Source organism: Pseudorhodoferax sp. Leaf265 (assembly GCF_001422365.1).
Classification (GTDB): domain Bacteria; phylum Pseudomonadota; class Gammaproteobacteria; order Burkholderiales; family Burkholderiaceae_C; genus Pseudorhodoferax.
In genome coordinates, this window is the sequence record NZ_LMMT01000039.1 from 1 (window position 1) to 17,042 (window position 17,042).

The 17,042-nt window shown below is 61.1% G+C and carries 7 protein-coding genes; 6 read left to right on the plus strand and 1 reads right to left on the minus strand.

The window, feature by feature from the left end:
• The first annotated feature begins 93 nt into the window (after positions 1-93).
• Positions 94-501 carry an H-NS family nucleoid-associated regulatory protein gene (locus ASF45_RS34850; protein WP_235581071.1) on the plus strand — a complete coding sequence of 136 codons (408 nt, stop codon included), beginning with the start codon at positions 94-96 and terminating at the stop codon, positions 499-501.
• A 137-nt stretch (positions 502-638) separates the two neighbouring features.
• Here ASF45_RS34850 and ASF45_RS35665 read toward each other — a convergent pair whose 3' ends face one another.
• Positions 639-4,640 (minus strand): ATP-binding protein, encoded by a 4,002-nt coding sequence (locus ASF45_RS35665; RefSeq protein ID WP_156473223.1) that lies wholly within the window; start codon positions 4,638-4,640, stop codon positions 639-641.
• A gap of 124 nt (positions 4,641-4,764) precedes the next feature.
• Here ASF45_RS35665 and ASF45_RS35670 point away from each other — a divergent pair, with 124 nt between their 5' ends.
• From ASF45_RS35670 to ASF45_RS29005, 5 genes are all read left to right on the plus strand, one after another.
• Positions 4,765-5,211, plus strand: a complete 447-nt coding sequence (locus ASF45_RS35670) for a hypothetical protein (RefSeq protein WP_156473224.1) — start codon at positions 4,765-4,767, stop codon at positions 5,209-5,211.
• Between the two features lie 90 nt (positions 5,212-5,301).
• The gene (locus tag ASF45_RS36705) at positions 5,302-6,126 is read left to right on the plus strand and encodes an HNH endonuclease signature motif containing protein (protein ID WP_156473225.1); all 825 of its coding nucleotides are present in this window, start codon (positions 5,302-5,304) and stop codon (positions 6,124-6,126) included.
• 466 nt (positions 6,127-6,592) lie between these two features.
• Positions 6,593-6,904: a hypothetical protein gene (locus ASF45_RS35675; protein ID WP_156473226.1), complete on the plus strand. Its 312-nt coding sequence runs from the start codon at positions 6,593-6,595 to the stop codon at positions 6,902-6,904.
• A 27-nt stretch (positions 6,905-6,931) separates the two neighbouring features.
• Entirely contained in the window at positions 6,932-7,501 is a 570-nt protein-coding gene (locus ASF45_RS35680; RefSeq protein WP_156473227.1) for a hypothetical protein, read from the plus strand.
• Positions 7,502-7,849: 348 nt separating this feature from the next.
• Complete coding sequence (locus tag ASF45_RS29005; protein ID WP_156473228.1) at positions 7,850-17,041, plus strand: hypothetical protein; 9,192 nt, start codon at positions 7,850-7,852, stop codon at positions 17,039-17,041.
• The last annotated feature ends 1 nt before the right edge of the window (position 17,042 follow it).

A 17,042-nucleotide genomic window follows, 5' to 3' on the forward strand; every position in this document is an offset into this window, starting at 1 on the left:
CTCCTGTGCTCCTGCCACTAAAAGCAGCAGGTTAGGGTTCTTACGTGGGTCAGATTTGGACGGAAATTACCCGTGGCGGTGGGTCAGTTCTGCGTGGAAATCAACACCACCACATTCAGGTGTCCAACTTCAGTGCAACCTACTATGGCTAAAGCAAGATCGCTGGTCTCTACTCCCTCCACCTACGCGGAGTTACAAAAGCACATTGCAGAACTGCAGTTGAAAGCAGAAGCGTTGAAGGCGCAAGAGGTGAGCGATGTAATCGGTCGCATCCGGGAGGCCATTCAAGTCTATGGCATAACGGCAGAAGATCTTTTTGGCTCGCCGCGACGAAGAGCCAAACAGACTTTGGTAGGTATCGCGCCGAGTGCCAAAGCCAGCAGAGCTGCAAAATACAAGGATCCGGCGACGGGAAAAACTTGGAATGGTGTTGGCAAGCGCCCTGGCTGGATTGTCTCGGCGACAGAGGCAGGAGCAGATCCCCAATCTCTGGCGATCTGAGACTTCACATAGGATCGGTCGAGTGTCGAAACGGCCACTATGAGACCTGATGGTCGGCGCGAATTTCGAGCTGTAGTCAGGCGCCTCGATCTCACGTGTGCGGCTCCGACCGCAGCTTGTGCAAATAGTGCATTCGATCAAGGTCGGGGAAACAGTGGCTTCCAAGGGCGTTCCTGTACTGATCCGCCGCTCCAAAAAATTGGAAGCGTGTTATTTGGCACAGTGTTGTGGAAGATGACGAGAGCGCCCATCGCGCCATGCCCTAGCGGACTACTAGGCACCAACTCGCGGCCGATTTGTTGCACAACGTCCTGAGCGAACGCGCGCTCGTCTTCGGTAGGGAAAATACCAGCCTGATCGTTGCAGGAACGAAGTTCGTCTCCAAACACCGTGGCTGAGTGAATATCGATATCAGGAAACTCGCAGCGCATTGCGCCAAGTGCCTCAGGAAAGGAAAACATGATGAATACGGCGATTCGACCCTCGCCTGCATACCTTCCCCAGGTCTCGGCACCAACCGCCGCCTTGAATTTTCTCAGACCTTTGAGCATCGTCTCACCGGTACCCGAGAAGTCGTCGACGATGGCCACCATCGCGTCAGCCTCGAGATGCGTTCGCATCCACTGACCAAGTTCGGCTGCTGGGACGCACTTACCCGGAAGGACTCGGCTTTTCAGTTCTCGCGCCATCGTCGCGCCACTCTTGTGCTCCGCATCTAGGTATCCGATTGCTAAATTGTCGCGGCGACCTTTCACGATCTTCCAGATGCCGTGGCCAACACCGTTGCGTCTGGCCAGAATCATTTGCTCGACTTTCTCCAACTGAACGCCACGCATGCCTTCGTTGATGAATCCTTTGTCGGCCATCCTTTGAAGCAGGAGGAAGGCGATCTCAATCCGGCTGTCGTCATCGAACTGCCGGAGCCAACTCTTGATCTCGGCCACGTCCTTCTGCCTACCGCAATAAATTAGGCGCTGCGCCACGATGAGCATGTCGTCCTCACTGATCGGAAACCCGGTGTCAGCGGTATCTTCAGATGCAGGCAGCTCGTCTTCACCGGGGCGGGCCGCACGTTCAGCCTCGAGGAGGTTGCACCAGATGGGAAGAAGCTGAGCTCGAGCATTCTCCCCAAGCCACTCTCGGAAGATCTGCAATCCCACAACGAGCCCATCTCCGTCTTTTCGCTGCTCGAGTACGCCGCGCTGCAGTAGGCGTGCGCAAGCGCGTCGCAGCACTGAACCCTGCGCGCGATCTTGTGCGTCAATTGGAAGGCTCTCTTGAGCCTCAAGCAGTTCGTCGATCCCTTCGTATCGACCGCCGAGAGCTGAGATGCAAGAGAGCGCGATACAGTTCTCCGCGGCGTCCTGACGCTTCTGTGTCGCGTCAAGCACGGGGTTGTCCTCCCAGAAGTGAGAAAAGTTGGTCGCGCCCAGCGAGCGTAGCAGTTGTTGCCGGATCGCCGAGGTGTCATTCGCGTCTACGAACGTCCTGTGTTCCTGAAGACAGCGATCGAAGATCTGGTAGCAGAAATTGTTGATAAAAAACGGGTTCCCAGAGGTGTAGCCTGTAATGAACTCGATTGCTTCAGGATCGAACTCAATCGCGCCTCCGACTGGCGCTTCAATCAGGTTTCGGCAATCCGCCGCGCTGTCGATACGGTCAAGGCGAACGTTTGTCCATTTGTTGAGATCAGCTTGATGTCGGCTGAAGATTGCATCCATTCGCTCACTGCCGATGAAAAAGAATGTTAATCCGGCCTCCGACGCTGACCGCAGGCCCTTTATAAATTGGCGACCTCGTTCGCCCGTGTAAAATGCAGCGTCGAGATCGTCGAATTCGTCAATGATGACAACGAACTTTTGTGTCGGCTGCGTTGCCGAAAGTTGCTCGACGAATGGAACCAACAGGCTAATGCCGGCGCCGAACTCGGATTCTGTGGGGACCTGAATTGGACTTAAAACCTTCTGCACAAGGCGTCGCGCGATTCGATGCGCAAGTTGACCCTCATGCAATGACGCAAGTTCACCCATTCTGAGGAGAATACAGGTAGTGTCTTCGCGCTCTGCAAGCTTGGCCGCCAATACCTGAAGGAGTGATGTTTTGCCAATACGCTTCTGTCCCCACACGAATGTAGATGTGCCTGCCATAGCAGCTAAATTCAGCTTGCGAAGCAGCGAATCTCTTCCATGGAGCCGCTCGGGTTTTTTGATCGGGTTGAGAGAATAAGGTGGCTCGGCGAGCATCGACTCCCAATTGGGCTCGATGACTTGCTGGAGGATTAGCAAGCGGTCCGGTTGTACAGAAGGTTTCTCCGCGCCAGTGAAACACGCCCACTGGATCGGAATTTCGATCTTAGTGTATGGCTTAGCAAGTATCAAACGAATTCGAACCAACTTCTCACCATTAGCGGGTACGTCAAATGGCCCGGCTGGTTCAACAATGGCGAGATCGAACATCTGCTCTTGAGTCGTCTCGCGCTGCAGCGATACGTCCCGCGCATGGCCCTTGCCGAGATTTATCAGCGTAAATGAGAGGAAAACCTCAGTGCCAGTGGCTCGGAGATCCGCCTTGGTGCTAGGGTTTCTAAGAGCAAGCACCGGTGCCAGCGCAGTTTCGCCGCGCGAAGACGCGTCCTCGATGATAGAGGTCAGATGATCAAGGACTGGCTTCACAAAAGTGCGCCAAGCTCTGCTGCCGAGACGAGGGTCGCCTGAAGTTGGACTTTGAATTTTAATATTTTCGAGAAGTTCTGGGGCTCTTCTTATCACGTCCGAATCTTCGTTTCGCTCATGGGCCTCGCAGATCTTTCGAAATGCGGGGCCGAGAAGAACATCAAGGTCGGTTAGGAACTCCTTTTCCGCAGGAATCAACATTGGCTGCAGCCGGTGAGTAACCTTGAGCAGATCAATAGAGGCAATTTTTGCCGTTGCCGGCGTTGTTCGAAGGAATCGTGTAACAGAGGCGGCAACCGCAGCCCAATGTTCTTCCAAACGAACGAGCGCAGACCGGCACATCTCGGCGGGTGAATTGCGTTGAACGGCGTATGCGGTCGCTATTTCATCCTTCAGTTTGAACGCAAAGTCACGCGTCTCTTCCGAGAAATCAGGGTCCGTTGCATCGATTCGATGGATGGCGTTTACGAACGCGACTGCTAAACTGGCTTTAGAAAACGAATCGGCGCTTTCCTGAAGCGAGGCGAGAGAGTTGGGCTCAAGATGCAGTCCCCGCGGGGAAGCCCAAGCGCTGACGACGCGCGCCAGGAGGGACGAGTCTTGCTCGCCTGCCGCGCTGGGGAGCTGTTGGGCAAGCAATTCGCCCACTGTAAACCCGTCGCCACGGTTCCTGGCAGCAGTCAAGGAGTCGGCGAGCGCGTCTTTGGCTATTTCTGTTTCGGTCGGGACGGCCGCATCAACTGCGCCGCCCAGCGACGTCTCGGCCAATCCGGCAAAAAACGCCGCAGACCTTTGTCTGACCCGCGCAGCCAATTCGCGATTCCATATTTGCTGCATTGGCCAAGGCAAATAGGCTGTCGCTAAACCCTGCTCCTGCCAGCGCTGAGCGCTGGCCAATTCGCTGCCTTGCAGGTGATCGCGCTGTTCTTCGAGGAAGGTGCGGCGCCACTCGGCTAGTTCGACTGGGGTAAGAGTTGGCACAACGGGAAGATCGTAGTCGCCAGCCCGTTTGGGTCGAGCCATGCCGTCGCGGGAGTCCCATACATAGACATGCCCACTGGTGTAGTCCATGAGTGCGGTCCACAGGTCCTCACGAATCCGACCGCGTCGTGGCAAGTCATCCCTGGACTTTGCAGTCGCTTCCTGCACGCTCTCGCCCGGCGCCTTCGTTAGACTTCGCTTCGCGAGCACGGCCTTAGAACTGCCGTCGTCCACGCTAGATATTGCTGGGCAGACGCACTCTATGCCGTGTTGTTTCCCCAATTCAAAATTCGGTGCGAGCAGCGCGACAAACGCGCGCATGTCGCCCGCCCCAAAGTCGTTTGTGTCGAAACGACGATCCGTCATCGTCAGAAGGCGATTCTTCAACACCGCCAACGTCATTGAGTTGGCACCTGGCCCGCCCTTGCGCTGTGCTTGAAGGAAGGCGGCCTTGACCAGCCCAAGCGCTTCATCCTTGGTAAACATCGAATCTCCCTCAAATTGCGCAATCTTTCGGTTTTTTGGACAGCGTGGGCATCCGGCTCGATCCGGATGCCGATTCAACACGCACTTTTTGGCGCCAGTCTAGGTCAAGCGACCGCCGGTCGTGATGCCGACGCTGGTTCCGCTGTCGCCTCGTAGCCGCGAAGAGCCGACGCAGGGAAGCTGCTCTTCGCTTTCGAGCAACTTTTGGGTCGATGGGCGGCTTGAACAAGCGAAGCAAACGGCCGGCAACGATCGCCTCTGCTTCAAGCTGCGGACCGTTCTGCTGCAGACCCATCTCTCGTTTGGCCATCCGCAACTGCACGCCCGCCGCCACGGAAGACATTCCATGCTGTCTCAGCTAGCGGCTTCCATTCTTCAGTTGACGACCCACCGACATTGGACGTCGCTGACGGCTCAGACCCTGCAACTGGGCGGCCAGAAGCCGGCGCCCGCCGTCTTCCGTTCCTGGCTGATCAATGCCGATCGCCTTGGCGAATCGAAGGGGCAATATGAGCCTACATTGTTGGACTTGAAGGGCGCTGTCGTACAGAGGCGTGAAAATTCGTTTTAGTCACCAGGGGGCTGCGCGCTCTCTGGATAACGTAGGGGAAAGCAAGGAATGCATCCGTTTAGCCTAGGGTAAGAGTACGAGCGAGCGGCCTTGCTGACATTCGTCGGCAGCCAGCAGGCCCAGCCAGGCGTGATCTGGGGAAGTAGGGAACCGGGCTGCATTATCTGTACCTCAGGTGGCCGGCACGGCAAGAAGGCCGGGTACACGGACGGGCAGCAGCCGGATGGTTCATGGATATACGTCGGTCAGGGCACAACTGGCAATCAGCAGCTTGAGAATTCGGCAAACGCGAAGCTCGCGGCGCTCGATCGATCAGTGCTGCTGTTCACAACGCGCGAGCCCAACTCCAGGGAGATCGCGCAGCGGGGTTACGGCAAGCGCTACGTCTTCCGAGGTGCGTTCAATGTGGCAGGCTTCGAGTTTTTTTCCCCAGACTCGGGCGCCAGGAAGGGCGACCGCCTGTTGAGATTCTTCTTGCTACCGGCGGACGATAGCTACATTGAAACTCAGGGGCTCGTGCCTAGCGGCTTTGCGGAGCCGGAGTTGTCGCTCCGCGCAATGCAACTGAAGCTGCGAGAGATGGCCAATCCAGCCAATCGGAAGAAGCTGACGACGATCGAGTACCGATCGCGTAGTTCTGCAGTGCATCGATACGCATTGGCCAGAGCGGAGGGTAGATGCGAATGCTGCGGCTTGCGCGCGCCTTTTGAAAGCGATCAGGGCATTCCGTACCTAGAGGTGCATCACTTGTTAAGGCTGGCCGACGATGGCCCAGATGCGCCAAGCAACGTAGCTGCTATTTGTCCGAACTGCCATCGCGCCTTGCACCACTCAAAGGGTCGAGCCGCTCTCGCGGCGTCGCTCCAATTGCGCGTCGCGCAGCTCGAGGATGCAATCTTCCAAAAGCTCGGTTGATTGCGGGCATTGCTCCGCGAGGCGATGCGTCGCTAGAAGCCTTTCAGAGCCAGCCTTCGACTTGTGCGGAGAATCGCGGCAGTCTCGCGCTGCGACCGGTCACATTCCCAAACGACAAGCATGTCTGGCCAGAGGGCCAAGGTGTGGTGTGGATGCCATGAACCTAAATCCCCGTGTGCGGCTTTGCCACCCGGGTACACGCCTCGCTACTGCATTTCCAACTGCATGGGTGTATGGAAGGCATCCCCAAAACAGATGATGATGGGGTTCGCCCGATTGAGTAGATTCGGAAAAGTTCCGAATTGGAAATGGAAATAGGGCTGGCATGAGGATCACCGCCGGCCCTCAGGGTAGATCGTATTCATCGGGAGAAATTAGGTCAGCGTAGCAAGCCGCCCCACGGAATTTGGTGGTGTGTGTTGGCAGTGCCTGCTACGAACCATCAGTTCAAAACTGAGGAGGAATCATGCCGATCGCAAGGAGGTCCATCATATTGCTAGCAGTCGCAGTCGCGATGTCTTCAGAGGCGGTTGCGCAAACAGCGAAGTTTGAAGGCACTGCTGCCATTGCAGCAGGTTCGATCAACCCGCCAGATCCAGTTGAAGGCTGCAACAAGGCAAAACGAGACGCTGAGGAAAAAGCCGTGAAGGCAGGAGCTAAAGGCTTGGAGTCATGGGATCGATTGAGCGTTGACAGCGATTGCTCGTTGGCGACTCCTGGTGCACGGGGGGTCGGCTATTTCTTCATCTTTACCGCGCGCGGCAACTTTAAGAAGTAGCCTTGCCAAGACTTGGAGGAAGCTTAAATGCAAATACCCCTTTATCTGCTCAACCTACGTCGGCTTTTCCTCGCTCTAATTTTTCTGCCTGGGGTTGCTGCGTCCTCTTGGGCGGCATGCGTAAACACGGCGACGCCGACTTGTGGCGTCTATCAAAGTTGTTTTGCTGATAGATGCAATTGCTCGGGTTCGCAGTACGAATACTTTAAGAGCTACGGCGAAAAATACTGTAAAGCATTCTTGGAGTTGCCAGGGCTCTCCGATAAAGGTAACAAATGGCGTGATTCCACGTTGCGGTGTCTGCAGGAGAAGATCGTTCCGATGCTTCCAGTTGATGGAGCCGCAAATAGTTGCAACTGCAAGCAGATGCAAATAGATGTGTTTGACTCTCACGTAGCTTGTTATACACAGCCATCTTCATCGATATGTGACTTGAGTGTGGCCGATTGGAGCAAGATCACTGCTGCGACCGACCCAATTGCGAGCTTGGTAGATCAAAAAAGCCGAAAGCAGATTAAAGAAGTCGCCAGGATTTGTTACAACAAGGTGACTGGCGACGTGAAGGACGCCATTAAGAAGTTGCTAGATAAGTTGTAGGCGCACCGTCCAAATAAGCGCTGCTCATTAGCCTGCCGTAGAAAGTTCATTCTCGGGCACAGACGGATGGACGCTCTCCGAAGTTCTCCCCAAAGAGACTTGGTCTGTCCATTCGGTCGAATGCATCAGCAAAGGCATGGCTAGGGCACCGAATGTTGCGGCCGACGCCGATTTGAGCCACGTGCCGGGCGGAGGGTGAGCCAGTACCGGAACGCTGAGTGCGGCCCATGGTTTGGCGAGCGTCGAGCGGCCCAATGGGGCTTTGTGGCTCAAAACGGCGCCGGCGTGAACAGCACCACGACAACGACAAGGGCTTGGCACGTTCGCCGGGCGCAGGAAAGGGTCGACATGAACGACAGGCTCTGGCTGGAGACCTTCACCCCCGTGGGTGATCGACCGCGCGGGAGAACGGTCACTCGACGATCATTCATTGGGGTCAGCATCGGCGTCCCCGCAGCGCCGTTGTTGTTGGGCACCTCGACAAGCCACGCCGCCACTACGGCCTCCCGCATCTGTGAGAGCACGCTGCGCTTCGACGAAGACAAGGACGGGATGACCGTCACCTGGTATCCCGCGCTCGAGACCACCAGCCAAGCCAATGAAGGCAAGCCGATCCAGTGCGTGCCCACGTTCGAGGATGAACGACAGCGAAAGCGGGACAAGTCGATTGCGGAGATCGAGGCAGCACAGGCCCGCTCCTGGCGCATCGTGCGCAACGCGTTCGGACCCGGCACCAAGTTCCACCTACGACGCGATGCCAATCAACCGAACTTCATCCACGCCCTCGAGATCGTGGGTGTCCGCTTCGGTGAACTCGCCACCTCATCACACACCCTCACATTCACCCACGACTCTAAGAGGTCGCACTGGCAGGTCGGCCTGAGCACGCGCCAGTGGCACGCAGGACACCCACTGGTCAGCGAGAAGCAGATTCCGTTCGAGCAACTTTCGAAACCGGTTAGCAGTGAGGCGCGCACGACCGGGATCGACTTTACGGCAGATCCGGTGCCGGCCGATCTGGAGCCCGAAGGAAGCTTCTGGATCGACACCGACGCCGATGTGCTTCGCACGGCACTGCGCGGCGTCCTCGAGGACCACGTGCGCGTCGAAGGTCCGCTGCGATTAGTGCTGGCGAAAAATGGAGTGTGGTCGCTAGTCCCACGCCGGAAGGGCAGCACCGGAACCCTCGGCCGGATCCTGCTGGCCCAGGGTGCTTTGCTGGCGCACCAAGGCGTCAGCATGGGCTGGTGCGATCCGGCTTCCGACGAGTCCACCGACTCGGCAGCCAGAACCGGCAAGCGCAGGGAGAACGACCCAGTATTCATGGCATGGGGCGAATTGCAGACCGTCGCGAAGCCGGTGATTCTGGGGGACCCGCGTCATTCGCACATCACGCTGGAGGCGATGCCAATCCTCGCGGAGCCGTCCAATCCACCGCCCCCCGGACCACTAGCGGCACCCGCCACCGGGAAGCAGGCCACCACCTGTGCGTCCGACACCAACCCCGCGCCTTTCGACCGAACCGAAGCCTTAGATGCGTTCAAGGCGAGTCACCGCACCGCCCTCTCGTTCCCGCCGCAGTGGCGTTATGTGCGCCGCGACTGGTCTTCGAGGGGCCGCCATCTCGCGGGCGTCTCTACCACGCGTGCGGCCTGGCTGGCGCGGGCCAGCCTGAGCGTGTCGGGCAGCATTTCCGAGTTCGGCCCGCTGTGCATCCGCGAAGGCGCGCTGCAACAGTCGCAGTCCATGGACCCGCCGCTTCGATTCGCCGGTCGCCTCAATGCGAGTCCTTGGTGGGTGAGGTCGCGCATCGGATGGTTTCGTGCGCAAGGCTGGAGCATCGACGCCGCAGAAATCGATCCAGCCAATGCCAGCGCGCGCACGCACCATCCGCTGATGACCGCAGGCTGCGGCGGCTTCGGGACGTCGCTGTCCTCGCTCGATGTTCCGCTGTTGCTGCTGGAGAGCGAACTCGCGCCCCTCCAATGCGATTTCAGCAAGCTGAGCTTCGCGCCAACCGGCTTGCGCGCGGTGTTCGGCTCGGACGTCCGCAAGGCACGGGCCGACCTGCGCGCCAGCGACAGCTACCTGTGGCTGGGCAATGAATCGGACCTCGGCGACCTGCCGCTCGCGCACATCGACCTGACGCAAGCCCGGCTCGAGGTCGCTCGCTCCCTCGACTTGGCCCGGCTGGCATTCATGTTCGCGGGGCTGCACCTAGACATCGCCAAGGGCGCGGCATGGATCACCGACACCCGCAGAAGTTGCCGGGTGCGCCGGCGCGTCGAGCCGGGACGCGACAGTGACCCGCTGGTGCTGGACACGCGGCCGGTGCTGGTGGCCGAGTTCCCGCCCCAGCACGTCTTCGAGGAGGCGATCTTTCGGCCGAGCGCCGCACCGCTCCCCGATGTGGCGCTCAAGGCGCCGACGTTCACCGTCAAGGTCCAAGTGACGCAGGAAGGCAGTCAGGAAACCAAGGAGCAGGAGCGGGATTTCAGCACGACGCTGTCTAGGCTGCTGCGCCAGCTCGACGAACTGACGCGCCCCGAGGACCGCTTCAACGTGCGCCAGGCCTACGCCTCCATGAAGGTCGAAGAGCAGGCGAAGAGCACCAGTCCCGCCTATAACCCCGAAGCCCCGTTCCAAAAATTCTCGAAGAAGTTCACTGAACTCTTCGGCACGCTTGTCAAGCCGGGCCAATGGCCCGCAGAGCAGCGTATCTACATCGGCGCGCTGAACCTGCCGCCCGACCTCGCCGCCGAGGCCCGCAAGCTCAACGACGGGTTGAGGAAGGACGTCACCGAATCCCTGCTGAAGCGGACGCTGGATGATGCCGATCGATTGGTGGAACTGCTCAACAAGCAGGAGCCCTCGCTCAATAGCGCCACCCGGTATTTCTGGCAGAAGGTGTACGAGTACATCCCGGCACTCGACCCGGCGAACAAGAACACGCATCCGCTGCCCCCCTTGGACAAGGCGCGTCTCATCGAGCAGGCGGTGTGCGGGGTCATGCAGAGCTATGCCGACTACCGCGACTTCTATGTCGAACAGATGGTGCTGCGGCAGGGTCAGAAGGAGTACCTGCCGCAGGACATGGAGTTCTTCAGCTCCGCCAACCGCAAGGACCTCAAATTCGGCCCGGACTATCCGCTCGATGACATCCACAAGGCCTACCTGGCCGTGCTCGAAGGCACGCAAGACCCGGCCCAGGTGATGCGCGCCCGCATGTCGGGCACTTCCCGGCTGGCTTTCCATGTCGACTGCGGAAGCCGCCCGGGCATTGACGTCGAAGATGGCGACGCTCACCTGCCGTCAGGGCAATCGGGCAGGACCGGCGCAAGCAACGGCACCCGGCTGCCCTTCAGTTTCGAGGCGTTGACCGACTGGGGACACTACGACTTGGCGGTGACGCCGCGTGCGCGACAGGCTGCAGCCTTCGACGACAGCGGCGTACTCATCCGGCGCGAGATCAGCGAGTCGGGACTCGAGGACGATTCGGCAGGCGCCGACGTCACGATGCTCAAGTCGCTCGGCATCCGCAGCGGCCAAGTCGCGGAACGGCGCCAGGGCCCGGGCCGCTCGAGGGACTGGGGCAAGTCTCTGAGGACGATCCAGGAGCGCCTGGTCGATGTCGAGGCGTCGCTGCGCGTGGTGCCCGACGATCTCCAGACGGCCATCGAGCTGCCTGCACGGCTGATTCTTTCCCCGTCGCAGAAAGCGCAGTGGCGCACGCCACGCCGCCAATGCCCGGACGGCGGGGGGCCCGTGCCGCTCTGGTCGGCGACCCTTGATACCGATGCGGCCAATCCGCTGGTCCGCGCCGTGGCCTCGCCGGACATGCGCCCCGAATTCGTCCGCTACGGCCTGGAGCGCAGGCTGCTTTCTGCGAAGGGCAAGACGGGCGAAAAGGGCCAGCCGCTGCATTCGCCGGTCGGATCTGCGCCACCTCGCGGCCCGCGCGCCCCCTGGACCCTGGGCTTCGAGGAGAGCGACGCCAACATCAGTCCCATCGAGGACCTGTTCGTGGCGACCTCTCCGGAGGGCACGTCACCACCGACGAACGGCTCGGTCTGCGGCCAGGCACCGTCGGCATCAGCGTCGGCCTCGGCCGCGCTGCCGGCGAGTTCGGTGGCCTCGGCAGTCGAGAAGCCGGAACTGCACCAAGTCGTCGAGTACCTTTGCCGTCGCCAGCACGAACGCGCCGAATACCAGAAGCACGCGGTGTTCCGCTCGACGCTCGATGCCTACGACCGGCACGAGATCGTGCTGCTCAGTTCGGCATGGGGCCTGCCCGTGCGCGGGCGGCGCGAGAAAAGCGGAGAGTTGCAGGCGCTGCGCGTTTCGAGCCAGGTCGAGTTGCCGCCCGAATGGCGTCTGCTCGACGCGCAGGCCGGCACCGCGATATACAGGCCCCGCGCGCTCAAGGTGCGCGAACTGACGCTGACGGCCCTGGGCGGCTCGCTGCGCCACGACAGCGATTTCGTTCCACCGTCGGCGGCCCGCCACATCGTCCACGGGCCGTTGTTCGACTCAATGTCGGTCGAGCGCTGGCAGCACTGGACCGTGCTCGGTCGTGACGTGTTCGCCGAGGTCGTCTACAAGGGCTACCTCTTCCCGATCGGCCATCGCGCCTCGCTGGTCAAGCAGACCGAGCGCGTGTTCATCCGGCCTGTCGGGGGCGGCCTGGTCCGCGCCTATCTGCGCCAGCGCATGTTCATCCGCGTGGCGCGGCCTGACAAGACCTTTCCGGCCTACGGCCAGCCGCACGGGGGACGCAAGTTCCCGGGCGGGGTGGTCAGCATGCTGACGGTCACCACTCCCGACATCGTCGACCCGATGGAGGATATCCAAAAGCTCGATGTGCCGAGCCCATCGGGACGGCTGTTCGCCAACCAGGCCGGCCTTGTCTTCTGGCCAAGGACCGCGAGACTCGACGGCGCCGAGGTCGCGTTCGACCTCCAGGTCCAGGGCGCGGCCACCCGTGCCAAGCTGCTCTTCGTCGACAACGTCGCCGCCAATCGGGCCGAGTTGATGGACGAACTCGTGGCGTACTACAACCGCCTGCCTTCGCCTGATCTCGACCAGGGCAATAAGGTCGACATCAAGCCGGTGCAGCCCCTGCAGCACTTCCGATCGCTCGACATGCGAGGCCAGTCGCTGCGGTATTGCGATGAGGTCAAGCCCGGCAGCGCCTCGCACAAGACACTCGCATGGACGCTGAAGGCCACCGGCTGCGCCGGCGTCACGTCGCACCTGGAAAAGCGCAGCACGCAGATCAATCCGTGGGAAGGCCTGGTCGAGCGCTACGACGATCCGATGTTGGAAGGCGCGGACCAACCGCCGTTCTTTCCGGCAATCGAGACCGCCCGTATCCGCATCGATCAGGTCGAGCGCCTTACCAACGGCATGCCGCAGGCAGCCATCGCGCAGTTCGACGGCTGGTATGTCAAGAACGGATTCGATGCCGATCGCATATCGCGGGAGAAGGACGCCCTTGAGATCTACTTAGACATCGTCAACGCCGTAACGATGGACATGGGCGGCAGCGGCGACCGCAGCGGAGGCGTCATGCGCCCGGCCGGCCAGGTGATCGCGCTGTCGCGCCAACGTGGCCCGCTGACCGGCACCACTGCTGCCGTGACTTCCGCGGGAACCACCAGCTCGGTCACGGGCGCCAGCGGCTATCCTGTCACGCAACCCGAACCGCACCGGATACAACGCCTCGTCGGCGTTGAGAGGAGCGCACCCTCGCGGCCCGACGAAGCCAAGCGGGCCTTTGAGCAGTTCTTCAGTTCTGCGACCAGCGCGCTCGACACCCGAATCTTGGGCTTGGTGTCGTTGAAGGAGCTGGTGAACTACCTCAACATCTCGAACGCAGCCTCGGACCTGCCCGTGCTGCGCGAGGCTGTTGAGTACGGGCTTGGTGGCCTCGACGCCGGCGCGCAGGTTATGCGCATCCAGGTGATCGTGCCCTTGCACGACGTGGTCAAGGAACTGGAAAAGCAGTGGCGCAGGGCCGGTGCGGATGCGCTGGGCAGCCTGCCGGGCTTCGCCGGTGAGATGGAAGACGTGTTCCCCGATGTGGACCGGGCCCTGAAGGACCTGCTGAACGTGCTGGGCCAGACCGCTGCCAGCACCGACGACGCGGCGGTGTTCGCCTCGCTGGCGGAGATCTACGAATGCGGCCGCAGGCTGATGGACGCCTGTGGCCGCGTCGCCGCCAATCCGCTCGACCACCTGCAACTCGCGGTGAGGCAACGACTGCAAGGCCTGGGAAACGGCATCGAGCGCTTCTCGGAAGAACTTGGGCGCCTGCAGGTCGACGCACTCATTGCACCGCTGGTCGCGAACCTGGTGTCCTCGGCAACCGTGCAGCAACTGCTCGGTGGCGCCTTCGACTGGTTTGCGGCGCTTGCCGGGTCGGTGGAAGAGCTGCGCAAGAAGGTGAAGGACCAGGAGCCCGTCCTCGCCGCGTTCGACCTGAGCCTGTCGTGGCTGAAGTCGCCTCCGCCCGTGATGGATCAGTTGCGCAATGCGATCGTGTCTGCGTTTGCATCCAAGGACATTCTGCCGCCTCTGCAGGAGGCTGCCCGGATCGTCGGCGAGCGGCTCGACGCCGTGCAGGATTGGTTGGACGCGGCCCGCACCCCCCTGGACAATTTGCCAACACCGGAGAAGCCGGACGAGGCGACGGGCGCCGTCTCAACGGCTCTCGAGTTCTTCGAGGCGGCCCGTTCGCGGGTGTCTCGGGCGAGGGACGCGCTCACGGACGTCGCAAAGATCGACAACTCCGAGTACCGTCAGGCGGTCCACGCACTGTCCAACATCCTGCAGATCGCGGCGACGATCAAGCAGATCGCCGGCGACCGTAACGCCGTTCTCGCGCTGTTCTCGCAGGCGGTGTCTGACTACCTGGCTCTGCTGGTGGGCCCGCGACTGGAGAAGCTGCCGTCCCTCAACGACGTGAAATCTTTCGCCCAGAAGTTTCTCGATCCCATCAAGGACGCCGCCGACTTACGCCTGCAGTCGATCGCCGATCCGCTTATGCCGGCCAATTCCAAGCCGACGCCCTCGACGAACGGCGACTTCACGATTCCCAAGGGCTGGCTGGTCCCTGGCAAGGTTTCGAGCCTGGTCGATCGCTTCCATGGCACCGCCAAGGCGGTGCAGACCGTGCTGGAGAAAGCGAAGAAGGCCACCAAGGAGGAAGAGAGGGTGGACCCGCCATCCCGCGCCGCCCTCGCTCGGCTCGGCGACCATGCCCTCGACGCCGAATGGGTGCTGCATCGCGCCGCGATCTCGGTGCGCATCGCGGCCCAGGCGATGGCCGACCTCGACGAGTCCAAACTGCATTCGGTGACGAGCCAGGCCGATGCCGCCTGCGAGGCCCTCTCGCGCCTGGGCGAAGACATCGCGTCGACCCTGCAGCGCCTGATCAATGACCTGTTGGCCCTCGAGATCGACCTCAAGATCATCGGCCCGGTCGTGACGCCTGCACGGGATCTTGTCGAGCGGTCCCTGCGATGGCTGGCAGACCGCAGCACGGACCTGAAGAAGCACTTGGAAGAGATATCCAAGTTGCACACGCCCTGGAATCCTGTGCTGCAACCTTGGTTGGACCTGTCCGGCCAGTACGGCGAACGGATCAAGAATGCCGCCGACGCCGCCAAGAACAACAGCAACGCGCAATGGCTGAAGCTGGGAAATGGCATCCTGCCGGACCTGTCCGACCTGCCGGCACCCGCAAATGCGGCAAAGGCCAGCAGCGCCGCCGCCGTCACCACGCTGGAGCGCCTGGCCGTGCAGCAGGTAATGGCATGGGCCTCCAGCCTGGCTGTGCCGACCCAGGCCGCGACCAATGCGCTGATGGCCGCGTTCCGGCCCGCGGTCTCGCCGGTTTCGGATGCCTACGCCAAGCTGCTCGAGGCACGCAACCAGGCCTATACCGCAACCATCGGAACGCCGGCCGAGTGGTTCAACGATGCCCTGCTTGTGCGTGCCGACCCAGCCCTCGTGTTCGTGCCGGATACACCGCCCGACAACATCAACGCGGGGGCAAAGACCGACAGCGACCAGTTGCATTGGGACACCCAGTCTCTTCGCCATCTGGTCGCGCTCAAGGATTCCTCGTCCGGCGAGAACCGGTCCCGAGCCGTGCGCTTCCTCGACTACTTGGTCCAGGGCTGGCGCACCGGACAGTCCTCTCCGCTTCGCATCGCGCGGCAGGTCCGGCAAATCTCGCTGGAGGAGGTGCGCGCCAAGCTGATGGCCCTGATCAACTTCTCGGCCATCCGCGAAGAGATCGAGGAGCGGATCAAGCTGCTCATTCCCGCGGCCGTGACGCTCTCCTACGACTTCTCGACCTCGATCAGATCGGCAGCCGGCGGTTCTGAGGACAAAGCCGAGGTATTCCGCCCCAAGGAGGGCTGCGCCCTAAGCATCAAGACGCGAGCGAAGATCAACCTATTGGAGGGCGGCAAGCCCAGCTTTCAGTCGATCGGCGAGATGGGTGCTTTCGACATCCAACTGCTCGGGAGCTTCGACGCCCTCACTCTGCACTTCAAGGGCGTGCGCTTCGTCTCGCAGGGCGGCAAGCCCGACTGCGACCTGCAGTACGACGGGTTCACGATCGGCCCGCAACTGAAGTTCCTGGAACAGCTGACGCCCTTCTTCGGTTCCAAGCCCGGCAGCGGCTTCTACCTGAAGCCGCTGGACACCGGCATCGGCCTCGAAGCCGGGTACGGGCTGAACCTCGGGACGTTCAGCGTCGGGAACTTGGCCATCTTCAATGTCTCGCTCAACGCCGCGGCGAGGCTACCTTTCGACAACCGAGGCGCCACCTTCGTCGCCTCGCTGTCGCGGCGCGACTCGCCTTTCACGATCGCCATCGCTCCCTATGGCGGCAGCGGCTTCTTTGCGCTGGAAGCGGACACCAAGGGCATCGTCGGCTTCGAAGCTTCGTTCGAATATGGCGGGGCGGCCGCCTTCGCCTATGGCCCGTTGACTGGGCAGGGCCGCCTGATGGTCGGCGCCTATATTCGCAGCTCCCGCAACAGCACGCGCATCTTCGCCACCTTCTACGTGGGCGGGTCGGCCTCGATCTGGGTCTTCACTTTCGGTGCATCGCTGTACGTGAACGCCGAGCAGAAGGGCTCAAGCATGGAGGGCTCGGCGACCTACACCTTCTCGTTCTCGATGGGCATCGTCGACTACGACTACAAGGTGGCGGTCAACGTCAATCTCAACCTCGACGGATCCAGCGGCGGCGAGGACCAGCAGGCCGCGATGGTCGACCTAGTGGACCCACCGGTTCGCCTGGCCTCGATCGACCCCGATGCGTGGAATCCGCGCACCACGATGAGCGACGCGCCTTTGCACTTCGTCTCGATGGAACCGCCCCGCAAACGCACGACCCGCCCGAGAGCGCCGGCCCACCAGCCACCCTTTCGAAAGGTGGACACCGTGTGCCCTAGCAGTGACTGGGGAGAGTATTCGAAGTATTTCGACCTAGGCCTGAAAGTTCGAATGGAGGATTACTGAC

What these genes read in the sequence shown, in the direction of transcription:
- ASF45_RS35665 (WP_156473223.1), bottom strand. Translation starts at nt 4,640, where the DNA reads ATGTTTACCAAGGATGAAGCGCTTGGGCTGGTCAAGGCCGCCTTCCTT.
- ASF45_RS35670 (WP_156473224.1), top strand. Translation starts at nt 4,765, where the DNA reads ATGCCGACGCTGGTTCCGCTGTCGCCTCGTAGCCGCGAAGAGCCGACG.
- ASF45_RS35675 (WP_156473226.1), top strand. Translation starts at nt 6,593, where the DNA reads ATGCCGATCGCAAGGAGGTCCATCATATTGCTAGCAGTCGCAGTCGCG.
- ASF45_RS35680 (WP_156473227.1), top strand. Translation starts at nt 6,932, where the DNA reads ATGCAAATACCCCTTTATCTGCTCAACCTACGTCGGCTTTTCCTCGCT.
- ASF45_RS29005 (WP_156473228.1), top strand. Translation starts at nt 7,850, where the DNA reads ATGAACGACAGGCTCTGGCTGGAGACCTTCACCCCCGTGGGTGATCGA.